The organism is Streptomyces odontotermitis (assembly GCF_050510915.1).
Taxonomy (GTDB): Bacteria; Actinomycetota; Actinomycetes; order Streptomycetales; family Streptomycetaceae; genus Streptomyces.
In genome coordinates this window covers 65,228-89,118 of record NZ_JBNJLS010000006.1, presented here as the reverse complement: position 1 = coordinate 89,118, position 23,891 = coordinate 65,228, and the positions used below count along the sequence as shown (strand labels likewise).

Here is a 23,891-nt window from a genome sequence, read left to right as displayed (position 1 = left end):
CTTGGGCGTCAGGACCATGTAGCGGATTTAAGCGAGCGTGACCCCGGCCAGTTCCGACCAGTCGGCTCCCCGCCCTTCCTCCGCCGCCTCGTCGAACTTCTCGTCGCCGAGGCGTCCGCGCGCCGCCTGCTCGATGCGGGCCACGTCCGGGTGGGAGCGATCCTGCAGCCCGCGCACCTCCGCACTCGCCGCGAGCAGCCGCGCGGCCTGTGCGTGGTCGTCACGGCGCCGCGCCAGGTCGGCGACGCCCACGAGCACCTGCGCGATCACCGGCGCGTGACCCGTCTCCGACGCCGCCGCGCAGGCCGCGGCGTGATGCTCCGCGGCCTCGTCGAGGTCGTCGGCGAGGTAGCCGAGCAGGTCGTGCGTCCCCGCGAGCACGTAGGGCCGCTCGGCGTCGTCGCCCAACAGGGCCTTGGCGAGGCCGAGTTGGCGCCGGGCCTCCTCCGCGTCGTCGGCCCAGCGGGCGAGGTCCGCCTTCGCCAGGGCCAGCATGGCCAGGGCGCCGGGCCAGGTGACCCGCTCCGCGTGGCGCTCCGCCTCGGCGATGGCGGCCGCGCCTGCCTCCCGGTCGCCGAGGTGCCAGTACAGCTGTGCCTGCCGGGCCCGCATCCGGATGACGTCGTCGGGGGCACCGACCTCGCCGACGACCGCGATCGCCTGCTCGAAGTGCTCGCACGCGTCGGTGAGCTCGCCGCGCATGGCCATCCGGTCCGCCAGCTCGGTCTGGGCGAACGAGATCCCGAACCGCTCGCCGAGCGCCCGGAATTCGGTCAGCGCCTGCTCCAGATACGCGTCCGCGTCCCGCCCGCCGTGGCCGAGCACGACCCGCATCTTGCCCTGGTGCAGCCGGGTCATCGCGCGCACCCAGGGGTCCGCGTCGTCGCGCAGCGGCTCGAAGGCGGACAGGACCGCGTCGGGCTCCCGCAGGAGGCGCTCCAGCGGGGTGACCAGGCCCAGCGCCGGGTGCCGGCGCGGGCTGTGCCGGCTGCGCAGACTGAACTCGTACGCCTGGTGGATCCACTCCGCGGCCTGGTGTTCGTCACCGAGGCCGGAGGTCACGAACATCACGATCAGCGCGTACACCGTGGCCCGGTCCTCGTCGCTCACCTCGCCGGTCAAGCGCGTGGCGGCGGTGAGCAGTTCGAGGCCCTCGGTCTTGTGCCCGCCGAGCCACCAGTAGTAGCCCGCGCCACCCCCGAGCCGCATCGCTTCCTGTGCCTCGCCCGCCGCGAACGCACCGCGCATCGCCGCGCCGATGTTGTCGTGCTCCGCCTCCAGGACGGCCATCCACTCCAGCTGCTCGGCGCGGCGCAGGTGCGGCTCCGCGGTCTCGGCGAGCTCGGTGAAGCAGGCCAGGTGCGCGCGGCGCACCTGCTCCGTCTCCCCCGCCTCCGCGAGCCGCCCCGCGGCGTACTCCTTGATCGTGCCGGTCATGCGGTAGCGCGGGGTGCTGCCGCCCTCGCCCTCGGCGCGCAGCAGGGACTTCTCGGTCAGCGCGGTGAGCAGTTCGAGGACCTCCTCCTGCTCGACCGCCCCCGGCGCTCCCGGCGCTCCCGCCACGTGGCCCGCGCAGACCCGCTCGGCGGCCTCCAGGCTCGCCCCGCCGGAGAACACCGAGAGCCTGCGCAGGACGGTGCGTTCGGCGTCGGTGAGCAGTTCCCAGCTCCAGTCGACCACCGCGCGCAGCGTCTTGTGGCGGGGCAGAGCGGTGCGGCTGCCGCCGGTCAGCAGGCGGAAGCGGTCGTCGAGGCGGTGGGCGAGCTGGTCGAGGGACATGGTGCGCAGGCGGGCCGCGGCCAGTTCGATGGCCAGTGGCATCCCGTCGAGGGCCCGGCAGATCCGTACCATCGTGGCCTGTGTACGGGTGTCCTCCGCGAGGTCGCGGCGGACCGCTCCGGCCCGGTCGCGCAGCAGCCGGACGGCGGGGGCGGACTCGATCTCGGCCGGGCCCGCGTCGTTCTTCGGCAGGGCCAGCGGCTCGACCGGCCACAGCGCCTCGCCGGTGATGCCGAGGGGCTCGCGGCTGGTGGCCAGGATGCGCAGCCGACGGCACTCGCCGAGCAGCCGGTGGGCGAACGCCGCCGCCGCCTCGATGACGTGCTCGCAGTTGTCCAGGACCAGCAGCGCGTCGCGCTCGCGGATCGCGGCGATGAGCCGGTCGGTGAGCTCCGCGTTCTGGACCCCGCTCAGCAGGGCGTCGCGCAGGCCGAGGCCGACGAGGGTCGACTGCGCCACGTCGGCCACGTCGCCGTCCGCGCCGATGGCGGCGAGCTCCACCAGCCAGGCCCCGTCCGGCAGTTCGTCGAGCAGCGTGCGCGCGGTCTCGGTGGCGAGCCTGGTCTTGCCCGCGCCGCCCGGTCCGGTCAGGGTGGTCAGCCGGTGGGCCCCGATGAGCGCGCGGACCGCCGCGACGTCTTCGCGCTTGCCGACGTAGGTGGTCAGCTCGGCCCGCAGGTTGGTCCTGCGGTTCCCCTGCCGCGGTCCCAACTCGCCCCGCAGCAGCGCGACGTGCAGCGCGGACAGGTCCGGCGAGGGGTCGACGCCCAGGGCGTCGGCGAGGGCCTCCCGTACGCGCTCGTACGCCAGCAGCGCCTCGCTGTCGCGGCCGGCCGCGGCGAGGGCGCGCATCAGCGCGGCGACAAGGCGCTCGCGCAGCGGGTGCGCGGCCACCAGGTCGGTCAGCTCCGTGACCAGCTCCGCACCGTGCCCGAGCGTGACCTCCGCCTCGAAGCGCGCTTCGGTGGCGTTCAGCCGCAGGTCCTCCAGGCGCCGCACCGTGGCGTCGAAGGCGGAGCTGTCCTGCAGGCCGATGTCCTGCAGCGCGTCGCCGCGCCACAGCCCGAGGGCCTCGCGCAGCAGCCGCGCCCGCCCGGCCGCGTCCTCGGTGCGGGCCCGGCTCGCGCCGAGGAGACGTTCGAAGCGCACCGCGTCGACGGCGTCGGGCTCCACCACCAGGCGGTAGCCGTCCGTGTGCCCCTCGACCACCCCGCTCGGCAGCACCTTCCGCAACCGGGAGACCAGGCGCTGCAGGGAGTTCGTCGCGTCGGCGGGCGGCTGCTCGCCCCAGATCCAGTCAATGAGCGACGCCTTCACCACCACCTGGCCGGGCCTGAGCGCGAGGGCGACCAGCAGCCCGCGCAGCCGCGCGCCCGGCACGTCGGCCGCGCCGCCGTCGTCCGTGCGTACCTCCAAGGAACCCAGCATCCCGATGTGCACCTGCTGATTTTAAGGCGGTGCCATACGTCCTGATGGCCGTCGGCCGATCGCCGTATGCGCTCCCGATGCCGACCCCACGGCCGCCCGGCGGGGGCAGCATCAGAAGCAGACCCCCTCAAGGCCCTCCTCCGAAGGAAGCGATCATGGCCCTCCACGCGGCGAACCGCGAGTCCGGCACCCCCTTCGACGACGTGTACGCGCTGCCCATCAGTGAGCACACCCTGCCCAAGTACCGGATGCCGGAACGCGTTTCCGACGCCCGTGCCGTGCGCGCCCTCATCCACGACGAGCTCGCCCTGGACGGCAACGCCTCGCAGAACCTCGCGACGTTCTGCACGACGTGGACCGAGCCCGAGGTGCACGCGCTGATGGCCGAGTGCCTCGACAAGAACATGATCGACAAGGACGAGTACCCGCAGACCGCCGAGATCGAGAACCGCTGCGTCCACATGCTCGCCGACCTGTGGAACTCCCCCGAGGGCGAGACCACGGTCGGCTGCTCCACGACCGGCTCCAGCGAGGCGGGCATGCTCGGCGGCCTGGCGCTGAAGTGGCGCTGGCGGGCCCGCCGCGAGGCCGAGGGCAAGCCCGCCGACAAGCCCAACATCGTGGCGGGTCCGGTCCAGGTGTGCTGGGAGAAGTTCGCCCGCTACTTCGACGTCGAGCTGCGCCAAGTCCCCCTGGAGAAGGATGCGTTGGGTCTGGAGGCGCACCAGCTCCGCGACTACGTCGACGAGAACACCATCGGCGTCGTCGGCATCCTCGGCGTCACCTACACCTGCGTGTACGAGCCCATCGCCGAGATCTGCGCCGAGCTCGACCGGATCCAGGCCGAGACGGGCCTGGACATCCCGGTGCACGTGGACGCGGCCAGCGGCGGCTTCATCGCCCCCTTCCTCCGCCCCGACCTGGTCTGGGACTTCCGCCTGCCGCGCGTCGCCTCGATCAACGCGTCCGGCCACAAGTACGGCATGGCCCCGCTCGGGGTGGGCTGGGTGGTGTGGCGCTCGCCCGAGCTCCTCCCGGAAGACCTGATCTTCCGCGTCAGCTACCTCGGCGGCGACCTGCCGACCTTCGCCCTCAACTTCTCCCGGCCCGGCGGCGAGATCGTCGCCCAGTACTACAACTTGCTGCGCCTGGGCCGCGAGGGCTACGCCAAGGTGCACGGCGCCTGCGCCGCGACCGCCCGCCACCTGGCCAAGGAGGTCGCCGCGATGGGCCCGTTCAGCATCCTCTACGACGGCCAGGGCGCCCTGCCCGCCGTCTCCTGGATGCTCAAGGAGCCCCTCTCCAGCCCCTTCACCCTCTACGACCTGACGGACGAGCTGCGCCGCCGCGGCTGGCAGGTGCCCGCCTACCCGCTGCCCGCGCACCGTCAAGAGACCGTCATCCAGCGGGTGTTGGTCCGCCACGGCACCAGCTACGACACGATCGCGCTGCTCGCCGGGGACATCCGTGCCGCGGTGGACCGGCTCACCAAGGGCACGGTGCACGCCCCGGACCGGCCCGGGTTCCATCACTAGGTCCGCGGGCAGGACCACATACGCTGCCGCGCGAACCGAAGCCCCGAGCCGGGTCGCGGGCGGCACACGGCGCTTCGCCCGGGCGGCCGCCGCCCGCGTCGGCGGCCACCCCACGCGTCACTCCCCCCTCACATGTCAATCCCCCCTCACGCCTCAGTGGCGCTTGAGCCAGTCGTCGACCACGGAGTACGCGTGCGCCCGGACCTCGGGCCGGGACAGGAAGATGTCGTGCAGCGCGCCGGGGATCGGGACGATGGTCGTCTCGTTGCCGAGGCAGCCGGCCCAGCGGGCGATCTGCGTGACATCCAGGATCAGGTCGGCCCGCTCGCTCAACTCCGAGTAGCGGCTGGAGAAGTGGCTCTTGTCCGAGCGCAGGATCAGCGAGGGCACCCCGATGTCGAGCCCGCGGTGCAGGGCCGCGTGGCCGCGGCGGACCGCGTTGAGCCAGCCGACGGTGACCGGGAAGCCCGCGAGCGGCTTGAGGTCGAGGTCGAACTCCCATTCCCCCTTGCGGCTGTGGTGCACGGTGTCGCCGTACACGCTGCTCAGCGGCACGGGCAGCGCACGCAAGGGGACCGCCTTGGACGCCACGCGCAGCAGTTGCGTGACCGGTCCGCGCTGGGCGGCGGTGCCCTGCAGGTCGAACCAGGGGCTGTTGAGGACGAGGCCGGAGACCGGCTCGGTGCGTCCGGCCGCGCGGCGGCGGTGCAGCCACAGCGGCAGGACCAGGCCGCCGGTGGAGTGGGCGGCCAGGATCACGGGCAGGTCCGGGTGTTCCTGGGCGACCGCTTCCAGGGCGAGGTCGAGCTCCCGGTCGTACAGGGCGAGGTCGCTGACGTAGTGCGCGGTCTGCCCGGGGCGGCGGGCGCGCCCGCACTTGCGCAGGTCGAGGGCGTAGAAGGCCAGTTGGCGGTCGGCGAAGAAGTCGGCGAGCTCGGTCTGGAAGAAGTAGTCGGAGAAGCCGTGGACGTAGAGGACCGCTCCGCGCACGGGCTGCGGGGCGTCGTCCTCGGCGCCGCCCGGGTCCCGGCGGACCAGGACCGCGGCGGCGGTGCCTTCGCCGTCGGGGTCGGTGCCGAGTTCGAAGGTGTGCTGGTGGTAGCCCGCGAGCAGGTCGGGCTTCCAGTCGAGTACGGGCAAGGCGTTCTCCGAGAGGTCGGCCAGGCGCCGGGGACCTGGCGTGGGTGGCCGGTTCGGGGGGTCACACCCCGGACCGGGTCGCGGCGGCCGCGGGGGCGGACCGGTGGGCGGGGCTCCGGCTCAGCCGCAGCTCCGGGTCGTCCACCGGCAGCTTCCGCAGCAGCCTGACGTCCTTGGTGTACCTCATGGAGGTCAGCCAAGGGGCACGATTTCCCTGTCGGGGCAGCCGGTCGACCGCGCGGCGGATGTATCCGGCCTGGAAGTCGAGGAACGGGCGCAGCGGCATGTCCGCGTCGGCGATGACCGGGCAGGCGGTGTCGAAGCCGCCCTCGTCCATGCGGCGCAGCAGCCGGCAGAAGTGCTCGCACAGCAGGCCGACCTTCAGCGTCCAGGAGGAGTTGGTGTAGCCGATCGCGAAGGCGAAGTTCGGCACGCCGGAGAGCATCATCCCCTTGTACGCGACGGTGTCCTCGAGGTCGATCGCGCGGCCGTCGACGGTCAGCGCGATGCCGCCCATGGCCTGGACGTTGAGGCCGGTGGCGGTGATCACGACGTCCGCGTCCAGCTCTCGGCCGGAGGCCAGGCGCAGCCCGGTCCCGGTGAAGGTCTCGATCCTGTCGGTCACCACGGAGGCCGTCCCGCGCCGGATCGCCCGGAACAGATCGCCGTCGGGCACGGCGCACAGCCGCTGGTCCCACGGCTCGTACGGCGGATTGAAGTGCTCGTCGACGGGATAGCCCGCGGGCAGCATCTTGGCGTTGGCGTAGCGGATGAGCCGCCGTGCGCCCTTGGGGAAGCGCTGGCACAGGCCCCAGACCACGGACTGCCGCAGGATGTTCTTGCGCCGGGCCAGGGCGTGTCCGCGCTCCTCGCCCAAGAGCGACTTCAGGCGGTCGGCGACCTTGTCGCCCGCGGGCACCGGCAGCACGTAGGTCGGGGTGCGCTGCAGCATGGTGACGTGCCCGGCGCTCTCCGCCATCGCCGGTACGAGGGTGACCGCGGTGGCGCCGCTGCCGATGACGACGACCCGCTTGCCCGCGTAGTCGAGGTCCTCGGGCCAGTGCTGCGGGTGGACGATCCGCCCCTGGAACCGCTCACGCCCCTCGAAGTGCGGGGTGAAGCCCTCGTCGTAGCGGTAGTAGCCGGCGGCCCCGAACAGCCAGGAGCAGGTGAGGGTGGACCGCTCCCCCGTGTCGCTCCGCTCGATCACGACCGTCCAACGGGCCTGCTCCGAGGACCAGTTGGCGCTGATCACCTTGGTGCGGTAGCGGATGTGGCGGTCGATGCCGTGCTCCGCCGCCGTCTCGCGCAGATAGGCCAGGATCTTGTCGCCGTCGGCGATCGCGTCCTTGTCGCGCCAGGGCTTGAACGCGTAGCCGAAGGTGTGCAGGTCGGAGTCGGAGCGGATGCCGGGGTAGCGGAAGAGGTCCCAGGTGCCGCCGAGGGCGTCGCGCGCCTCGAGGATCGCGTAGCCGCGCTGCGGGTGGTCGCGCTGGAGGTAGTGGGCGGCGCCGATCCCGGAGATGCCGGCGCCCACGATCAGCACGTCGTACGCGGTGGGGGCGGGGGCGGGGTCGTTCGTGGGCATGAGGTCGGCTCCCGGACGTCGGTGGCGGGCGAGGGCATGAACATCTAGGCGGGCTCATGAACATCTTCCTGACCCCGCCCGCCCTCACTCCAGGTGCAGTGTGCACATGGATGAACGAATCCCGGAGCACAATGCCCCTTCCCCGGACTAGGCTCCCGTCATGTCCTGGGAGCCACCGTCACCGCGCGTCCGAGACCTCATCCGCGAGGGCGCACGCAAAGCGCTCGACCCGCCCGAGGAGTGGCTGCGCGAGCTCGACGAGGCCACCCTGGCGGGACCGCACCGCGCACAGATCAGTGACGACCCGGTGCTCTCCGCCGCGACCCGCCGCGCCAACCGCTCCAATCTCCTGTTCTGGGCCTCGGCCAACGTCGACCGCCCCGGCGAGCGCGTCGCTCCCAACCTCGACGACATCCCCGTGGAGGTCGCCCGCGAGGTGGTGCGGCGCGGGCTCAACGAGACCGCCCTGGACTCCTACCGGGCGGGCCAGGGCGTCGCGATCCGCCGCTGGACCGGCATCTGCCTCTCCCTGACCTCCGACATCGACGAACTGCGCGAACTCCTCGACGTCTCCAGCCGCTCGATCGCCGCCTTCGTCGACGACACCATCGCGGCCGTCACCGAACTGATCGCCGAGCAGCGCGACGAACTCTCCCGGGGCACCCACGCCCAGCGCCGCGAGACCGTCAGCCTCCTCCTGTACGGGGAGCCGATCCCCAAGGCCCGCGCCGAACAGCGCCTCGGCTACCGCCTCTCGGGCCGTCACACCGCGGCGATCGTCTGGACCGAGGAGGCCCACGCGGACCCCGCCGCCCTCGGCCGGATCACCGACCTCATCGCCACGAGCGCCGCCGACCCCCGGCCGCTGACCGTGCTGGCGGGCGCCGCGGCCCGCTGGATCTGGCTGCACGGCACCCCCGACCCGGGCACGCTGCGCGACGAGATGGCCGCCGAGCCCGCCGTACGAGCGGCGGTCGGCTCCACCGGCGAGGACCTGGCGGGCTTCCGCCGCAGCCACCTGGACGCGCTCACCGTCCAGCGCATGCTCACCCGCCTCGACTCACCGAAACAGCTGGCCACCCACGACGAGGTGGAACTGGTCGCCCTGGCCACCGCCGACGTGGAGGCGGCCGACGGCTACGTCCGCCGCGTCCTCGGCGAACTGGCCCGCGCCGCTCCCGAACTCCGCGAGGCCGTCCGCGTGTTCATCGCCGCCCAGTGCAACGCCTCGCACGCGGCCGACCGCCTCTACATCCACCGCAACACCCTGCTGCGCCGCCTCGCCCAGGCCGACCGCCTGCTGCCCCGGCCGCTGGCCCAGGACGTGCTCAGCGTGGGTGCCGCGCTGGAGGTGCTGCGGTGGCGCGGCACCGGCTGAGCGCTCGTCTCCGGATCACGAACCCCGAGGAGTCGGGCGCCCTGCGGAGTCGGGCGGCCTGCGGTATCAGGACATCCGTGCACCGACCGTACGGACCGACTCGGCCAGGACCTTCGTCTGCCAGGTCTGGGCCCGCTTCTTCGCGGCCGCGATGTTCTCGGCGGGCTCGGCGTCCGAGCCGGGCTGGGGTGCCACGCCGTCGGCCCAGCTCGAGCCACCGACCTCGAAGAGATACGGGCCTTGGTAGCAGTCCGCGCCGGTGTCGCTCACGCTGTTCTGCACCGCGTAGCAGCCCTCGACTCCCCAGGAGTCGCCGAGATCGGTGAAGCCCTTCTTCTTGCTGTCGTCCTTCTTGTCGTCCAGGTAGCGCTTCTTCACTGCCGCCGGATCAGCGATGGCGGTCACGGTGATGCTGACGCTGCTGTTGCGCGAGGAGTCGCCGCCCTTGCCGGGCAGGGCGAAGCCGAACTCGCAGCCGCCGCGCGGCACATCGCCGGTGGTCCCGGGGGCGGCCTCGGACAGCGGATCCATGTTCAGGATGGTCACCTTCACCGGTTTCCGCTCGAACTCCTTGGCCTGCGGCAGGATCGCCCGGATCTCGCCGTCCGACATCAGCTTGCACGCGTCGGGCCACTGGGACAGCGTCACCGGAGTGCCCGGTGCGGGCCGGAACCCGAGCTTGTCGCCGGCGGGCTTCGCCGCCCGGAACTTGATCGCGGGCGGCGGCGAGTCCTCGCTGCAGCCGGACACCAGTGCCGCGCCCACCACTGCGGACACGCACCACAGCCCCGTCCGCGCCCCGCGAGATCGCACGGTCATCGCTCCCACTCCCACTCCCACGCCCATTCCCACTCCCCCTTCAAGCCGCTACGCGTTCGCCGGACGGGTCCGCGACCACGATCTGCACCTGCGACGGAGCGTACTGGCGCGCCTTGCGGATCATCTGCGCCAGCTCGAACTTCCGCCCTTGGACGGCGACATGGAGGTGTGCCGGCATGTCGGGGTGCGGCGGCGGTACGGAGGCGTGGGGCGGCAGCGCCGCGCCGGGCCGCAGCCGCACGCCGAGCAGCGCCTGCCGGCCGCCCTGCGGCGTCGCGACCACGAACTGGCTGACGTCGGACCACGGCAGCAGGACCTCGCCCACCCGCACTCCGGACGGGTCGAACTGGAAGGCCGTGCGCTGCTTCTCGAACCACGACGCGATGAAGGGAATCGCCGCGACGATCACGACGCCGCCCTTCATCTCCAACGCCCAGCCGAGCAGCGCGGCGAGCGCCACGATGCCGATGATCGCTCCCCACAGGCCCGCGAGGGCCTTGGGCGAGAACGGATGAGTGACCCGATAGCGCTCCCACCTCGCGCGACGGACGGGCTGCGCACCGGACCCGGGTTGCTGACGCTGCGTCATGGAATGAGATCCCCTCTCACACACGTGCCGGACAACGTTCTGATGTGACGCGCCCAGAGACGATGTAAGCAGTGATTACGGTTCCACGTGAGCGGCGGCTTCCGGTGCGGCCCGCATACTGACGGCCATGACGTCGACGATCCCGGCCGAACCGAAGCGCGCGGCCGCGGTGGTGGCCGGACGCCGCCTCTCCTTCCTCGACTTCGGCGGTCCGGGGCGCCCTTTACCGGCCCTGCACGGACACTTCGGAGAGGGCCGCACCTTCACGCACCTGGCCCGGGAGCTGGGCGACTCCTGGCGGGTCATCGCCCCGGACCAGCGCGGGCACGGGCATTCCGACCGTCCGGCCGACTTCTCCCGCACCGGCTACGTCGAGGGCATCGAGGCCGAAGTCGATGACGACCTCTCCTTCAGCCTGTCCTGGCCGCACCGGGCGCCGACCCAGGCCGAGCCGCTGGCAGAGCTCGGCCCGTCGGCGGTCCACCTCATGGACGCCGTGCGCGAACACCCCGACGGCTGGGGTCTCTCCTTCGACCCGGAGGACATGAACGCCTCCCAAGAGCTCCTCAACGGAGATCACCGGGACGACTGGCTGGCCGGCAACTGCCCGGCCCTGCTCATCCGCGGCAGCCGTCACAGGGTTCCTCGGCTCCCTGTGAGGTTGCCTGAGGCTGCCCGAGCCGCCCCGCGCAGGGCCTCCGGACAGCGCCTCAAGCGGCACCTCGAGCGGCGAACCGTCACCCTAAAGTTGAGCTTTAGAGTTACCCGATTCAGGCTCCCGACGCCCTGAACTTCTTCGCCAGGTCGGCGCCCCGGATCACGCCGCCCGTGTGGTACTTCAGCCCCCACGCGTCGATGACCGAGCCGTCGCCGAACATGCAGGCCGCGATGACCTCGTCCGTCTTGGTGGCGCCCTGGGGACCCCAGCCGCCGGCGTCCAGCTTGCCGGGGCCGTACATGGCGGTGCCGTTGAGCGACTGGCAGTAGCCGATGGACGGGTTGCCGGGGTGACCGCCCGGGTCGGCGATCTTGTCCAGGTACGCGCGCTGGGCGAGCGTGACCTTGTCCGAGTTCAAGGTGTCCGCGGCGAGGGCGATCCGCGAGCCGTCCTTGGCGGTGAAGGTGCACATCTCCCGTTCGCCGCCGAGCTGGACCAGCTTCTGGGTGCGCGGGTCGACGCGGTAGGGGTACTGGGTCTGCGCGGCGCCGCCCTGCTGCTTGCACCAGGCCGCTGCGGCGGACCCCTTCTTGGCCGCTTCTGGAGCCGCTTCGGCCGACTGGTGGCGGGGAGCGGGCTCGTTCTGTGCGGCGTTGGCGACTGCGGCGGTGGTGCCGAGCAGGATCAGGGCACCGGCCGCGACCACGGCACGGGAACGTCGCATGATGACTCCTCTGGACGGTAGGGAGAAGGGGGCTGCGATCTGCGCGAGCGGGCCCATCCTGAGCAGCGGTTTCCCGCCCGTCAACGGCGTACGGCGAGGCACCGCACGGCCCGGAGGACATTGGCGTGATCGGCGGTCGACACCACCGCGACGTGCCCGGACGAGCATCGCTTTCCGGCCAGTAATTCCCCCGTAACTCGGCCGCACCAGTGGCTTGTTGGCGGCTAGAGTGCCGCTCGATGAGCACGAGTGCGCATGCGTTCGACGCGACGGGACCAGGCACGGGGACGGGCGCGAGTACGAGTACGGGCACAGAGGCCGGAAGTGGCGCGGGAGCCCGCCCGGCGGCTCCGCCGCTGCTCCACGTCCACCTCCTGGGCGGCTTCCGCACTCTGCGCGACGGCGGCGCCGAGACCGCCACACGCTGGTCCCGGCCCGGCGCGCGCACCCTGGTCAAGCTCCTCGCGCTGGCCCCCGGCCACCAGTTGCACCGCGAGCAGATCATGGCCGTGTGCTGGCCGGACGCCGAACTGCGGCCCGCGCTGCGCAGTCTGCGGGTCGCGCTGCACACGGCCCGCCACGCGCTGGAGCCGGAGTTGGCGCCGCGCGCCCCCTCCTCGTATCTCGTCGGGCAGGGCGCCCTCCTGCGCCTCTCCGACGCCGTCCGGGTCGACACCGACCACGCCGAGACACTGGCCGAGCGGGCTCTGGCGGACGGCGGCCCGGCCCAACTGGACGCCGCCCTCGCCGCGTTCACCGGAGACGTGCTGCCCGAGGACCGCTACGCGCCCTGGGCCGAGCCGGTCCGCGAGCGCCTCACCCTCCTCCAGCGGCGCGTCCTGCTCACCCTCGCCGAGGCCCAACTCGACGCCGCCGAGCCGGAGTCCGCCGCCCGCACCGCGCGCCGTGCCCTCGACGACTCCCCCGCCGACGAGCGCGCCCACCGCGCCCTGATCGAGGCATACCTGCGCCAAGGGCTCCCGCACGAGGCCCTGCGCCAGTACGAGGCGTGCGCGGCGATCCTGGAGCGCCAACGCGGCGCCCGCCCCGGCCCGCACACCGTCGGCCTGCACCGCACCGCGCTCGCCGCCACCCGCACCCGGGCACCCGGCCCCTCGGCGCCCGCCACCGACCCCGAGTCCGACGCGGCCCGCATCCGGCTGGCCTGGGCCGGCGACCTGGAGCGCGCGGGCCGCTACGCCGACGCCGCGCACGCCCTCCAGGCGGCGCTGTCCGCGTACGAACGCCACGGCGACCACGACCAGTGCGTCCTCACCACCGCCCGCCTGGCCGAGGTCCTGTGCCGCGGCGCCACCGCACAGCAGGCCCGCGCCGCCCTGCACGCGCACGTCCCGACCCCTCGCACTCCTGCTCTGGTGACCGGAGCGCACCACATGGCGCGGGCCATGGTCGGCTTCTACGAGGGCGCGTACGAGGAAGCGGCGGCGGCCGCCCTCCGCGCCGAGGAGAGCAGCAGCGCCGTCGAGGGGCCCGACGGCCTGTCCCTCAAGGCCCGTGCGCTCGCCCAACAGGCCACCTCCCTCAGCCTGGCGGGCCACTTCGAGCAGTCCCTCGCCCCCGCCGAGCGGGCCCTGGCCCCGGCCGAGGACAGCGGCGACCCCGCTCTCCTCGCCAACGTCCTGTCCGTGCTGCGCGAGAACGCCCGCCGCGCGGGCCGCCTCGACGCCGCGCTCGCCCACGGCCGCCGCGCCCTCACGCTCGCCGAGCGGGCGGGCCGCCCCACCGCCACCGCCTTCGAGCGTGCCAACCTCGCCGAGCTGCACCTGCTGCGCGGCGAGCACCACGATGCCGGTCAACTCGCCCGCTCCGCCGTCGAATTGGCCGAGCCCTTCGGCGGCGCCGCCCTCGCCTTCGCCCTCACCGCCCTGGCCCGCGTCCGCGCCGCCACCGACCCGGCCGGGGCCGCCCGACTCCTGGAGCGCGCCGAACAGACCGCCCGCGACAGCGGCCACCACCAGGCGCTGACCGAGGTGGAGCAGGCCCGGCGGGAGCTGGCGGACGCGTGAGCGAGCGGCACGACTGGCATCACGGCTGGCATCACAGCTGGGATCACGGCTGGCATCACGGCTGGCATGATGAACTTCATGAACAAGACCATGACCGCGTGCCGAAAGGCCGATGCCGCGTAGACGGCCCGCCGCGCTGCGCGCGGAACACACCCCTCGTATCGCCGACTTCCTCGTCCCGCCCGCCCGCATCCACGGCCTGTCCGGCCGAACGAGCGCCGCGGCAGCGCGAGTTGAGCGGCTGTCGGACGACTACTACCTCTACGTCGGCGCCACCGACGACGCCCTGCGCCGCTACCGCGCGTTCCTGCGCACACCGGGGCGGCGCCCCCTCTACCCGCAGGACGCGGAGTGCTCCTGTCGCGGCTGTTCCTTCGACGACGTACGCCATGCCCGTGACGTCCTCGACGAGGTCCTGCGGCAGCTGCCGCCACGCCCCCGCGCCGAGTTGCGCGCCCATCTGCGCGCGCTCGACGACCGCTACCTGCGGCGCACGCTGGCGGATCCGTTCGCCGGAGACCGGCAGTGGCGGTCCGACCGCTGGTGGCGCAGGCGGCTGAGCGGGGGCCGGGAGGAACCCGCCCCGGCCCGGCGCTGAGCACGCCGTGCCCACCCGCTCACTCCGCGGCGACGGCCTCCACCACGCTCAGCGCCGTCCCCGTGGGCAGCACCCGCCGCAGGCGCAGCCCGGCCTGCGCGAACAGGGCCCGGAACTCCTCCTCGGTGCGTTCGCGCCCCTCCAGCGACGCCATCATCAGCAGGTCGAGGACCTTGGCCGGATGCGGCTTGTCGCCGGGCTCGATGACGGCGTCGATCACGAGCACCCGGCCGCCGTCCGACAGTGCGCGGCGGCAGGCGCGCAGCACCGTCACGCACTGGTCGTCGCGCCAGTCGTGCAGGATCCGCTTCAGTACGAGGACGTCACCGGCCGGCACCTCGTCGAAGAAGTCGCCTTCGGCGGTGCGCCAGCGGCCCGCGATGCGCGCGTCGTCGGCGAGCACGTGTCCGTCCAGGACGTGCGCCTCGTCGTAGAGGATCCCGGTCAGGCCGGGGGCCGGCCGCAGGGCTGCGGCGAGGTAGCCGCCGTGTCCCCCGCCGATGTCCACGACCGTGCCCCGGTCGGGCAGGTCGGACGCCTCGGCGATCGGCTGGTCCTCCACGGCGGACTTGGCGGCCATGCCGTCGTGGAAGACGGCGGCGGTCTGCGGGTCCTGGCCGAAGTGCTCGAAGAACGGCCGGCCGAAGATGCCCTCGAACGCCGAGGTGCCCTCCCGCAGGCACCGCTCCAACTGCCCGAGCGGCAGCCAGAAGGCGGGGTCGGTGTTCATGAGGACCGCGCCGCGCACGGAGCCGGGCACGTCCGAGCGCAGCCCGTAGCCCGTCTCGGTCAGGCGGAAGCGCCCCTCCTCGTCCTCGCTGAACAGCCCGCGCGTGGCGAGCAGCCGCAGCATCCGGTGCAGGTTGCCCGCGTCGGTGCCGCTGGCCCGGGCCAACTCCGCCGCGGTGCGCGGGCCCTCGCCCAGATGGTCCGCGATCCCGCACAGGGTCACCGCCCGCAGCGCCGCGGGCACCACATATCCCAGGGCCTCTTCGATCAGCCGGGCCCCGCTCTGCCGCGCCAGGGCGGCCTGGCGTTCGTCAGCGTCCACGGGCCCACTAGAGCAGCAGGGGCCCGTGCGCGCCAGGGCGCACCGGCTGATTCCGGGCACGGGAGAAGCCGACCGGAAAGCCGACCCCGAAGCCCGTCCGGTCCGGGACCACCAGGGACTTCCGACCCTGGTCAGCGCGGTGGGAGGTTCCGAGACTGGTCGGGATGTACGTGAAAGACGCGAGGGGTGGCGGGCGCTTCAGCCTGACGCGTGACTTCCGGTCCGGCCGGGCGCGTGTCTCGGGGGGTTGGTCCGCTGCCTTGCTGGTGACGGGGCTCGCCGTGATGGGCGCCCACGAGGTGAACCGGGTGACGCCGTGGGACTTCCCCGCGGGCGTCCTGCTGGCCTTGCTGCCGATCGGCATCGCACTGTTCTCGTCGGTGCTCGCCACGACGGTGGTCGGGCTGCTGATCCTCACCGCGCATCTGACGCTGTGGAGCGACGGGTTCGACCTCTCCCACGACGTGGCGGTCGTCGTGGCGCTGCTCATCGGTGTCGGCGGGCTGCTCGGCGTGCTCGTCGCGTGGCACCGCGAGCGGACCCGGGTCACGCTCCGGGCGGTCACGGAGGTCGCCGAGGCCACGCAGCGGGCGGTCCTGCGGCCCATCCCCAGCCGCGTCCACGACCTGCACATCGCCGACCTGTACCGGCCCTCGGCGAGCGCCGCGCGCCTGGGCGGCGACTGGTACGACATCCAGCCGTCGCCGTACGGGATACGGGCGGTGCTCGGCGACGTGAGCGGCAAGGGGCTGCCCGCGGTCTCGGCGTCCGCGGCGCTGCTGGGCTGTTTCCGCGAAGCGGCGTATCACAAGGAGGACCTGAGCGAGGTCGGGCACCGCCTGGAGAGCGCCGTGCAGCGCTACAACACCTGGGCCTGGCACTGGAAGGACGGACCGGGCATCGAAGCGGCCCCGGCGGAGCTCTTCTCCACGGCCGTCCTGCTGCAGCTGTGCGACGACACTCCCGGCACGGTCGACGTCCTCGCCTACGGCCACGAGCCACCGCTGATCGTCGGCGCCGACGGCACGGTCCGCTCCCCCGAGGTCGAGCCGGGCCTGCCCCTGGGCATGGCCACACTCGGCGTGGCCATGCCCACCTCACCCACCCGCCTCCCCTTCTCGGAGGGCGACACCCTCCTCCTCTACACGGACGGCGTGAACGAGTGCCGCTCCCGCGACGGCACCTTCTATCCCGTACGACAGCGCATGGCGCAGCTCGCCCGCGAGTCAGGGGCGACCCCCGAAGATCTGGTGGACCGCCTCGAGCACGACCTGCTCGCACACAGCGGAGGTCCACTGGGCGACGACGCGGCGATCATCGCGATCCGCCGTGTCCCGTCGCGCACGCGCCCTCTGGAGACGGCGGCAGCGCTCCACCTCTGAGCACGCGCGTCGGCGCGGCCACGGACACAAGGGTCTTCAGCATGACCGTCCCCGCCACGACGGCGGCGAGGTGCAGCACTGCCGCGACGGCGGGGAACTCCGGCGGGGTGACATCGCTCGGGTGGGTCAGGGCGACGAGCAGGGTGAGGGGAAGTTTCCAGCTGCTCCACGCGAAGAGCGAACCTGATCCGATCCAGGTGAGCCCGAGCAGGAGCGGGTGGGGCAGCCGGACGGTCCGGGCCCGGGCGAGCATCCACACCGCGGCGGCGCCGGCGAGGGCCCAGAGCGCGCCCAGGCCGGTCAGCAGATACCAGTTGGTGTGCCGCTCGGCCGGGTGCGCGAGGCCCACAGTGACACCGGCTGCCCAGCACAGCCAGGCCACACCGACGAGGGCGGCGAGGGCGGCCGCCCAAAGCGCGCGGGCGTCAGAGCCCTTGCCCACGCGACGGATGAACGCCTCCGGCCAGCGCCGCCGCAGATAGGCGGGCAGCGCACCGACCAGCCCCAGCCCCATCCCGATGAAGCTGAACTGGAGCAGCGCGCCCATCCACCCGGGCATGGCGCCCTCGCTCCCGCTGTCGGCCGTACCGCCGCGCGCAGAGTCCAGGATCGGACTGAGCACGGCAAAGGGCAGGACCGATACGAGGAAGCCCGACCCCGTCCAGGCGCAGAAGGCGACCAGCCACCCCGGGATCCGCGTCCCCCAGGGCCGCACCAGAGCGAGCCCCAGGGCGATGCCGATCGCCGCCATGCCGATGGTGACGGTGTTGAGGAGCACCCACCCGGCTCTGCTGTCACCTTCACCGATCGATATCAGGCCCAGCAGCGAGCCGACGACCCACACCACCTTGATCAGCAGATAGGGCAGCAGCGACAGGGCCGCCCCGTATCCCGCGAACCGACCGATCCTGTCCCAGCGTTCCACTGGACGTCCCTTCCTCGGCAGGACCCCAGCTTTGGGGAGCATCCGGCCCGGGCACGTCCGGCGCGGGAGGTATCCGCCTCCCCCACCCGACGGAGATCGCTCTCCTCACCTGGACCTACCGACCCGGGGCTGCTGAGTTCGCGGGACGAGGAAAGGTCCTACTCCACGACCCACACAGGGTCCTGCCCCTTTCGCACCACGGTCAGGGCCTGGCGCTCCATCACCACGGCGCGCGTGGCCATCCAGGTCCCGAAGAGCTCGTACTCGGGATCGTCCTTGCTCACCTGCCGCCTCGTCAGGTCGTCCCGCATCATGACCAGGGCCCCCTCGGCCTTGTCGACGATCCACGCCAGGTACTGCGGGAGCGTCATCTGGAGGGCACGGGCCTCGTTGGTGAGGCGGTCGAAGAGGACCGCCGGGAGGAAGTTGAGCCGCTCCTCGGAGAACCGCTGCCGTATCCAGACCCCTTCGACCTCCTCGACCCGCCAGCCGCCGCCGCATTCGTCGTCGATGGCGTACTGCTCTGACATGGGGCCTCCCCGTGGTGACCTGCGCGAGCCTGACCTGCCACATCCAGACTGATGGCCGCACCATCAAGTCACCATTCCCAGACGGTAGTTGCTGTGTCACGGCCCGGAAACAGCCTCTCGGGAACCGGACACACCAGAACCGACGGCGGCACCTACCGGCGACCTTGGGGCACGCCCTCAGGTCTCCGGCGCACCGCATCAGCCTCAGCAGGCGACCGCGAGGCGAACAGGAAGGGCAGACGCGGTTCGACGAGGGGTCTGACCAGTCGTCGCACGGGCGCCGACGACAGCACGACCACCATGACGACGACGCCGGCGGACAGGACGACCTGCCCCGGCATCCTGAGGGCTTGCAGCCACGGGTAGAGACCGGTGACCCCGGCGGCCTGAACCAGCAGGCCGTGCAGGAGGTAGGGGTACATGGTGACGGCGCCCAGTGCGGTGAAGGGCGTACGCCGTCGGGGTACGCAGGCGAAGAAGGCGGCGACCAGTACCGCGCTCGACACGAAGATGGCGACGCGCAGGACCAGGTACTGCTGCCAGCCCACGCCGAGTTCGCTGTAGCTGACGTCCATGGACAGCCAGTGGTCGTCAGGGCCGGGAGCCAGCAGGTACGCCCCAGCACCGGCCAGGAACAGCACCGCGACGGCACAGGGGCGGGCCGCCGGGGTGCGCAGCAGCGCGAAGTGCCGGGGGCTCAGTCGCAGCCCGAGAACGAACCAGGGCAGGAACATCAGCACGCGCGGAAGCGCCAGGTCGTAGCTCATGGTGGTGATTCCGGCGATGAGCGAGATCAGCACGGCCGTGGCCACGGGATAGCGGATCGCCTGCCACAGGGGGGTGGTCAGGCGCCAGAGGAAGAGGGCGACGAGGAACCAGCAGAGGTAGGTGGGCTCGGTGGGGGTGATGGCGAAGGGGTGGCCCTTCACTGCGCTGTACATGGCCGCGTACAGCGTTTCGAAGATGAGGTAGGGGATCACCACCGTCTCGGTGAGCCGGCGCATCTGGTGGGGGCGGGCGGCGAAGCGCTGCGAGAAGTAGCCGCTGAGCAGGGCGAACGCCGGCATGTGGAAGGCGTACACCACGGTGTGGACTGCTCGTAGCCCATGGGCCGAGCCGATGATCTGCTCCCAGGAGTGCCCGAGGGCTACCAGCACGATGAGCAGGAATTTCGCGTTGTCGAAGAACGGGTCGCGGGTGTCCGGGTACGGCAAATCCCTCACGCCCTCGAACCGTTGGAAGAGCCCGGGGACTCGGCCGGCTGCCATGGGGCGAATCGAGCTCTCTCGTGTGTGGCGTGGGTCCAGTACAGGCGGCTGTCGAGACCGAGCATGGTGAGTGCGAGACCGCCGGTTCCCCATGGGGCGCTTGCGGGCGCTCCGGCAAGGGGGATGCCGGTGCGGTCCCACCCCGGCCGATGCTTCGCGGGAGTGGATGTGCCCCACGCCGTGGCGAGGTCTCCGGTAGCGGACCGGGCTGCGAGCAGAATGTTTCCCCCTGCGGCGTAGGTGACACTCACTGGGCCGTACCCCCCGTTCCCGCCCAGCTCGCCGACTTCGGCGGAGGGGCTCGGTGTGCGCGGGCCCCGAGAACCGTGGGGTGACGCTCGCGCGAGGCGATCTGCCTGGAGACGGGCGGCCCGTATGTTCCCGGAACCGGGTTCGCGGAAGAAGACGTGGACGCTGTCGCCGTCCTGCCGGACGGTCAACGGCAAGGTGGTGGGCGGCAGTCCGGTGGCCAGCGGGCCGCGCAGGGACGCGCCCGGCTGATCCTGGATCCAGGCCAGCACGGTGCGCGGTGTGGCGGCCAGCACGTAGGTGCGGCCCGCGCTGTCCGTGGCGACGGCCGGATCACCGTGGATCGCGGCGCCGCCCAGGTCCCACCACGCGGTCCAGGTCCCGTCTGGCAGTCGGATGCGCGAGGTCAGCTGGTGGCGGCTGTCGCGCAGGAACACCGCCACCGTGCCGTCGTCGCTCACCGACACCGCGGGGGCGCCGATGTCGGACGTACCGACGTCGTCGGAGAGCTCCGGCGTGCCCAGCGACCGCCAGGGCCCGAACGAGCCGTCCTGGTCCTGCTGGACGGTGAAGCCCACCTCTCTGCGGTAGTCGGTGGGGCAGGTGCCGAGGAGGGTGCGCGTACCGAAAACGGCGATCCGCCCGTCGGGCAACCGCACGGGTCGGATGCCTGCGTCGATGCCGGTTTCGGTGAGGAAGGCGGGCCCCCTCCATCGCCTGGTGCTCCCCCGCCCGCGGCTGCCGCCCGGGCGGTGCCACCGCGCGATGCGCCCGTCGAGCACGGCGAAGGCCCAGAGGCCGTCTTTCCCGTCGGCCAGCAGCCAGTCGGTGCCGACGTCACCGGCGTGGTGGATGCTGTGCGTCCACCGGCGTTTCGGTCGCGCGGCGGCCTTGAGGTCGCCGCACCCCGCCGGGTCGTTGCAGGAGTTGCGTGGTGCGTCGCTCCAGGAGTACGTCTCCAGGGTGCGGGCCTTGGACACACCGGTGGCCGAGTCCAGGGCCGGGGGCAGGCCCCCGTTGAAGTATCCGAGGTAGGTCTGCACGGTGAAGTGCGGGCGCGGACCGAAAGCGGCGTAGCGGGCGAGTGCCTCTTGGACGAACCGGGCGCCGTAGCGGTGGTCTTGGTGATCGGCGCACTTGAGGTTGCGGTCGAGCCGGCCGGGCGTCGGGTTCTGCATCCGGACCTGGGTCGGCAGGAAGCGTTCCAGAAAGCCGACCAAGGTCTGGACGAGCTGCTCTCGGGTGTACGAGAACGCGTGGGTGACCGCACCTCCATGGGTCAGCTGCGAACCGAGCGTACGGACTCGGCCCTCCCACAGCGCGTGCAGGCTGTGCGGGCGCTCGCGGGTGATGCTCCCGGCCTCGTGCAGCAGCGTCCACACCAGGCGGATGTGCGGGTGTCCCTGGAGTGTGTCCACCTCCGCGTACCCGCCGCCCACCGTGGGAATGACGCTGCGCCGCCACGGGTGGGTGGCCTTGCCGGTGGCCATCTCCGCGTAGGCGGCCCGAATGCCGTTCTGTCTCGCCTTGGCGTACTTGCTCTTGTCGTGGCCGGGCTGTGAGCGTCCACGGGCTCCCCTGGTGGCACCGTTGACACCGCTGGCCTCACCGGCTGTCAGGTAGACCGTGGCCACGGGGCGGCCGCTGCGCAGCGCCTGGCCGACCTCCGGATTGATGAAGAACAGGTCGTCGTCGGGGTGGGCCACGATCTGCACTATGGATTCCCTGGTCCGCGGCGGCGCCCCGGCGCTCGCCCAAGAACCCGTGGGAGTCGGCGTCTTGATGTCCGGCGGCAGGTGCGTCGGAGGCGGGGCCGCCGCTTCACGTCTCCCCCAGAACATCAGGCCAACGGGGGTCACGGCGCACAGCATGGCGGCCGCGAGGACGTCTCGCCGGGTGGATCGCGCGAAACCGCGCTCCTTGGCAGGCATGGGATGGTGCGCCTTTTCTGAAGTGTCGGCCACTCGGTCACGGGCTCCGGCCTTGAGCCGCTTGATCATGGGGAAAGATGACCCTCTGGCACTCCAGGTTGTTCTCCGTGACCGTCGTCACACGAACCTCGTGACACCATGCCTGCCCGGACTCTGCGCCACAGCTGTCGCTGATCGCCGGTGCGGAGAGGTGAAGACGCACCTGAGTCGTCGGCCCCTCGGCAGCTCTCCGATCAAGGAGTTGTCGGCGACCCTCGAGCGGCGAACATTCCACAGACCGATGGCAAGCTTTCTCCTGCTGTGCTCTGTGGCGTTCCTGGAGGGTCGCTCGGAAGGCGCTCTGCTTACCTCAAGCCTCCTTCAAGGGTTTGCGCCGAGAAAGTCGCCCCAAGGAATGTGTGCGTCCTCGCCGCCGCGCGGGACGAGGAATGTGGTGACGGCCAACCAGTCGGCGATGACGTCGAGTTCGGTATCGACGACGGCACAGCTCCGCTCCGGTCCGAGGCGGTCGGCAAGATCTGAGCCGGAGCCGAAACCTTCGAGACGGCTTGATCGTGTCTGGAGCCGCGCCATGCGTACGTTCTGGGACGCGTGAGCAGTCCGGTGCCCGGTTCAGGTCAGCCGTCAGGGGGCTGGGCCAGCAGGCGTGCGGCGATCTGTGCCAGGCTGGCACCGGTTGCGAACGCCTTGGCACGCATCCGGGCCAGAGCCTCGCCCGGATCGATGCGCAGGCGCGCGGCCAGCATGCCGATCGCCCGGTGGGTGGTGGCCCAGTGAGACTCAAGCACCTCGGTCGGCTGCCAGGGGGGCAACTCTCCGCCCAGCAGGAGAAGCTTCAGATCGTCCCTCAGCGCGTCGGCGGCCGCGTCCGTCGCATGTGCGGCTTGGATGCACGCGTGATCACCCATCGGCCCTGCCTCAAGGCGCACCAGGTCCGCCGCGCCCAGTGTGCTTCCCGCGAACCGAAGCGGGAAGGCGAACACGGCGCCAATCTCGGGTAGTTGGTCGCACACCGCCGCGCCGAACAGCGGCCAGTCCGTCAGCTGTCGGTGCAGGTCGTCGGCGAAGGCGGGACGCCCGGAGGAGGCTGCTGTGACGCACGGCCCCTCGGCCATGGTGAACTGAACCTCCTCCAGCCGCAGAGCGATGCCATTGGAGACACCCAGCAGCTGTCGCGCGGGCGTGTCGGTCAGCAGTGACAGGCTGACCGCGTCCATGCCGAGACTCATCTCCAGTGTCCGGCACAGCCGTTGCGGCAGATGCAGGGCATCCCCTTCGGCGGCGGCTCGGGTCACGGCGCGGGCGGCAGCGAGGTGATCGTCCATCAGCTCTCGGCTCTCTCGGCCTGGCATCAAAGACGTGGACGCAGCAGGCCCGTCGCGACCGATCAACTCCCCTGAGGCCAAAGCCGGTCCGGGGTGCCTGGCGCTGCTCCTCCCCGGCCGGTGACGTGGTGGTCGGTGGTGAGTTCGACATTGACGTTGCCCTTGTGTCCCATGGCGCGGCTCCCTTCACCAACGTCGACCGTCCGGCCCGGCCGCCACCGCGCGAGTCCCCGTGGAGCGACCGCACACACCCGCCCGGCGAGGAACCAGTGGCCATGCCGGGGGAGTTCTAGCCTGAGGTCCCGCTCCTGGAGGGGCCCATCGATGTGGGTGTGGGGTCCAGAGCCGCCATGTGGCGGCATTGGCGCTTCAGCGCGTGGTGCGTGTCCGCCAAACAGCGACACCGCTGCCGCAACTGCTGGGCTTTCCACACCAATTCCTTGGACCGTGCCCGTTCGGCCACGACCTCTTCGTGCGATGCCACTGGTCGCCTCCCCTTGTGCCCGCCACCATCGAGGGCCGACTCGGCGCGGGAGGCGACGCTGTCCGCCCCAGGAGGCGTACGGCGCTGTCGACTGCGCGAGTCACGCACCGCTGCCGAAAGGTGCTTCCGCAGATCGTCCGGCATGGTTTGCTGCCGAACCGTCGCAGTCACCGCCGTCGCCACCTCGAACAGCTTGGTGTTGGAGTGCTGAGACACCTGCACGAGGATCTTCCACGCCTCGTCCTGGGAACACGACCACACCGCCATCAGCACGCCACGAGCCATGTCGATGACCGGTCGTCGCTCGATGGCCTTCCGCAGTTGAAGGGCCTCCTCCCGCCACGAGTCCCCCTTTGCTTCTTCCGCAGGTCCGAACGCGTCACCGCGAACACCGGTCGCCAAGTCTGATGCCATGTCGACCCCACTGTGTGAACAGAACTTCCTTGTCGAGGGCTTGAGAACTGGACAGGTTTCTTCTCTTTC

Annotated in this window: 20 protein-coding genes; 6 read left to right on the top strand and 14 right to left on the bottom strand. The window is 71.9% G+C overall.

Features of this window, described 5'->3' with window-relative positions; genetic code table 11:
• Positions 1 to 27: 27 nt before the first annotated feature.
• Entirely contained in the window at positions 28 to 3,219 is a 3,192-nt protein-coding gene (locus ACQB60_RS18970; protein ID WP_496927188.1) for an ATP-binding protein, read from the bottom strand.
• 143 nt (positions 3,220 to 3,362) lie between these two features.
• On the opposite strand from ACQB60_RS18970, the gene gad reads away from it, so the two are divergent.
• Positions 3,363 to 4,742 (top strand): glutamate decarboxylase, encoded by a 1,380-nt coding sequence (gene gad / locus ACQB60_RS18965; RefSeq protein ID WP_496927187.1) that lies wholly within the window; start codon positions 3,363 to 3,365, stop codon positions 4,740 to 4,742.
• Positions 4,743 to 4,895: 153 nt separating this feature from the next.
• Here gad and ACQB60_RS18960 read toward each other — a convergent pair whose 3' ends face one another.
• Both ACQB60_RS18960 and ACQB60_RS18955 read right to left on the bottom strand, forming a co-directional pair.
• On the bottom strand, positions 4,896 to 5,882 hold the full coding sequence (locus ACQB60_RS18960) for an alpha/beta hydrolase (protein ID WP_496927186.1): 987 nt from the start codon (positions 5,880 to 5,882) through the stop codon (positions 4,896 to 4,898).
• Positions 5,883 to 5,943: 61 nt separating this feature from the next.
• On the bottom strand, positions 5,944 to 7,470 hold the full coding sequence (locus ACQB60_RS18955; RefSeq protein WP_496927185.1) for a flavin-containing monooxygenase: 1,527 nt from the start codon (positions 7,468 to 7,470) through the stop codon (positions 5,944 to 5,946).
• A gap of 160 nt (positions 7,471 to 7,630) precedes the next feature.
• Between ACQB60_RS18955 and ACQB60_RS18950 the strand changes: the two genes are divergently transcribed.
• Positions 7,631 to 8,848, top strand: a complete 1,218-nt coding sequence (locus ACQB60_RS18950; protein ID WP_496927184.1) for a PucR family transcriptional regulator — start codon at positions 7,631 to 7,633, stop codon at positions 8,846 to 8,848.
• A 66-nt stretch (positions 8,849 to 8,914) separates the two neighbouring features.
• Here ACQB60_RS18950 and ACQB60_RS18945 read toward each other — a convergent pair whose 3' ends face one another.
• A complete protein-coding gene (locus tag ACQB60_RS18945; protein ID WP_496927183.1) occupies positions 8,915 to 9,667 on the bottom strand; it encodes a hypothetical protein in 753 nt (250 codons plus the stop codon).
• Between the two features lie 40 nt (positions 9,668 to 9,707).
• The gene (locus ACQB60_RS18940; protein ID WP_496927182.1) at positions 9,708 to 10,256 is read right to left on the bottom strand and encodes a hypothetical protein; all 549 of its coding nucleotides are present in this window, start codon (positions 10,254 to 10,256) and stop codon (positions 9,708 to 9,710) included.
• Positions 10,257 to 10,383: 127 nt separating this feature from the next.
• Here ACQB60_RS18940 and ACQB60_RS18935 point away from each other — a divergent pair, with 127 nt between their 5' ends.
• The gene (locus ACQB60_RS18935) at positions 10,384 to 11,046 is read left to right on the top strand and encodes an alpha/beta fold hydrolase (RefSeq protein ID WP_496927181.1); all 663 of its coding nucleotides are present in this window, start codon (positions 10,384 to 10,386) and stop codon (positions 11,044 to 11,046) included.
• On the opposite strand, the gene ACQB60_RS18930 is transcribed toward ACQB60_RS18935, so the two are convergent.
• Positions 11,027 to 11,638 (bottom strand): hypothetical protein, encoded by a 612-nt coding sequence (locus tag ACQB60_RS18930; RefSeq protein WP_496927180.1) that lies wholly within the window; start codon positions 11,636 to 11,638, stop codon positions 11,027 to 11,029. The two genes, ACQB60_RS18935 and ACQB60_RS18930, sit on opposite strands and share 20 nt — an antisense overlap.
• Positions 11,639 to 11,877: 239 nt before the next feature.
• Here ACQB60_RS18930 and ACQB60_RS18925 point away from each other — a divergent pair, with 239 nt between their 5' ends.
• Positions 11,878 to 13,665, top strand: a complete 1,788-nt coding sequence (locus ACQB60_RS18925) for an AfsR/SARP family transcriptional regulator (RefSeq protein WP_496927179.1) — start codon at positions 11,878 to 11,880, stop codon at positions 13,663 to 13,665.
• A 112-nt stretch (positions 13,666 to 13,777) separates the two neighbouring features.
• Complete coding sequence (locus tag ACQB60_RS18920) at positions 13,778 to 14,263, top strand: hypothetical protein (protein ID WP_496927178.1); 486 nt, start codon at positions 13,778 to 13,780, stop codon at positions 14,261 to 14,263.
• Between the two features lie 19 nt (positions 14,264 to 14,282).
• Here the strand turns inward: ACQB60_RS18920 and ACQB60_RS18915 are convergent, their stop codons facing one another.
• Positions 14,283 to 15,314 carry a methyltransferase gene (locus tag ACQB60_RS18915; RefSeq protein ID WP_496927177.1) on the bottom strand — a complete coding sequence of 344 codons (1,032 nt, stop codon included), beginning with the start codon at positions 15,312 to 15,314 and terminating at the stop codon, positions 14,283 to 14,285.
• A 266-nt stretch (positions 15,315 to 15,580) separates the two neighbouring features.
• Here ACQB60_RS18915 and ACQB60_RS18910 point away from each other — a divergent pair, with 266 nt between their 5' ends.
• Positions 15,581 to 16,696: a PP2C family protein-serine/threonine phosphatase gene (locus tag ACQB60_RS18910; protein WP_496927538.1), complete on the top strand. Its 1,116-nt coding sequence runs from the start codon at positions 15,581 to 15,583 to the stop codon at positions 16,694 to 16,696.
• Here ACQB60_RS18910 and ACQB60_RS18905 read toward each other — a convergent pair.
• The 7 genes from ACQB60_RS18905 to ACQB60_RS18875 all read right to left on the bottom strand — a co-directional run bounded on the left by ACQB60_RS18905 (position 16,629) and on the right by ACQB60_RS18875 (position 23,822).
• Complete coding sequence (locus ACQB60_RS18905) at positions 16,629 to 17,621, bottom strand: hypothetical protein (protein WP_496927176.1); 993 nt, start codon at positions 17,619 to 17,621, stop codon at positions 16,629 to 16,631. The two genes, ACQB60_RS18910 and ACQB60_RS18905, sit on opposite strands and share 68 nt — an antisense overlap.
• A gap of 158 nt (positions 17,622 to 17,779) precedes the next feature.
• Positions 17,780 to 18,151, bottom strand: coding sequence for a hypothetical protein (locus ACQB60_RS18900; RefSeq protein WP_496927175.1), 372 nt, complete (start codon positions 18,149 to 18,151; stop codon positions 17,780 to 17,782).
• Between the two features lie 152 nt (positions 18,152 to 18,303).
• Positions 18,304 to 19,374, bottom strand: a complete 1,071-nt coding sequence (locus tag ACQB60_RS18895) for an acyltransferase family protein (RefSeq protein ID WP_496927174.1) — start codon at positions 19,372 to 19,374, stop codon at positions 18,304 to 18,306.
• Complete coding sequence (locus ACQB60_RS18890) at positions 19,371 to 21,374, bottom strand: PIG-L family deacetylase (protein ID WP_496927173.1); 2,004 nt, start codon at positions 21,372 to 21,374, stop codon at positions 19,371 to 19,373. The genes ACQB60_RS18895 and ACQB60_RS18890 overlap by 4 nt, the downstream gene beginning before the upstream one ends.
• Before the next feature lie 585 nt (positions 21,375 to 21,959).
• The gene (locus ACQB60_RS18885) at positions 21,960 to 22,172 is read right to left on the bottom strand and encodes a hypothetical protein (protein WP_496927172.1); all 213 of its coding nucleotides are present in this window, start codon (positions 22,170 to 22,172) and stop codon (positions 21,960 to 21,962) included.
• A gap of 44 nt (positions 22,173 to 22,216) precedes the next feature.
• A complete protein-coding gene (locus tag ACQB60_RS18880) occupies positions 22,217 to 22,924 on the bottom strand; it encodes a GAF and ANTAR domain-containing protein (protein WP_496927171.1) in 708 nt (235 codons plus the stop codon).
• A 289-nt stretch (positions 22,925 to 23,213) separates the two neighbouring features.
• Positions 23,214 to 23,822: an ANTAR domain-containing protein gene (locus ACQB60_RS18875; protein WP_496927170.1), complete on the bottom strand. Its 609-nt coding sequence runs from the start codon at positions 23,820 to 23,822 to the stop codon at positions 23,214 to 23,216.
• Between the last annotated feature and the right edge of the window lie 69 nt (positions 23,823 to 23,891).

What these genes read in the sequence shown, in the direction of transcription:
- gad (WP_496927187.1), top strand. Translation starts at nt 3,363, where the DNA reads ATGGCCCTCCACGCGGCGAACCGCGAGTCCGGCACCCCCTTCGACGAC.
- ACQB60_RS18955 (WP_496927185.1), bottom strand. Translation starts at nt 7,470, where the DNA reads ATGCCCACGAACGACCCCGCCCCCGCCCCCACCGCGTACGACGTGCTG.
- ACQB60_RS18950 (WP_496927184.1), top strand. Translation starts at nt 7,631, where the DNA reads ATGTCCTGGGAGCCACCGTCACCGCGCGTCCGAGACCTCATCCGCGAG.
- ACQB60_RS18945 (WP_496927183.1), bottom strand. Translation starts at nt 9,667, where the DNA reads ATGACCGTGCGATCTCGCGGGGCGCGGACGGGGCTGTGGTGCGTGTCC.
- ACQB60_RS18940 (WP_496927182.1), bottom strand. Translation starts at nt 10,256, where the DNA reads ATGACGCAGCGTCAGCAACCCGGGTCCGGTGCGCAGCCCGTCCGTCGC.
- ACQB60_RS18935 (WP_496927181.1), top strand. Translation starts at nt 10,384, where the DNA reads ATGACGTCGACGATCCCGGCCGAACCGAAGCGCGCGGCCGCGGTGGTG.
- ACQB60_RS18930 (WP_496927180.1), bottom strand. Translation starts at nt 11,638, where the DNA reads ATGCGACGTTCCCGTGCCGTGGTCGCGGCCGGTGCCCTGATCCTGCTC.
- ACQB60_RS18925 (WP_496927179.1), top strand. Translation starts at nt 11,878, where the DNA reads ATGAGCACGAGTGCGCATGCGTTCGACGCGACGGGACCAGGCACGGGG.
- ACQB60_RS18920 (WP_496927178.1), top strand. Translation starts at nt 13,778, where the DNA reads ATGCCGCGTAGACGGCCCGCCGCGCTGCGCGCGGAACACACCCCTCGT.
- ACQB60_RS18900 (WP_496927175.1), bottom strand. Translation starts at nt 18,151, where the DNA reads ATGTCAGAGCAGTACGCCATCGACGACGAATGCGGCGGCGGCTGGCGG.
- ACQB60_RS18885 (WP_496927172.1), bottom strand. Translation starts at nt 22,172, where the DNA reads ATGGCGCGGCTCCAGACACGATCAAGCCGTCTCGAAGGTTTCGGCTCC.
- ACQB60_RS18880 (WP_496927171.1), bottom strand. Translation starts at nt 22,924, where the DNA reads ATGGACGATCACCTCGCTGCCGCCCGCGCCGTGACCCGAGCCGCCGCC.
- ACQB60_RS18875 (WP_496927170.1), bottom strand. Translation starts at nt 23,822, where the DNA reads ATGGCATCAGACTTGGCGACCGGTGTTCGCGGTGACGCGTTCGGACCT.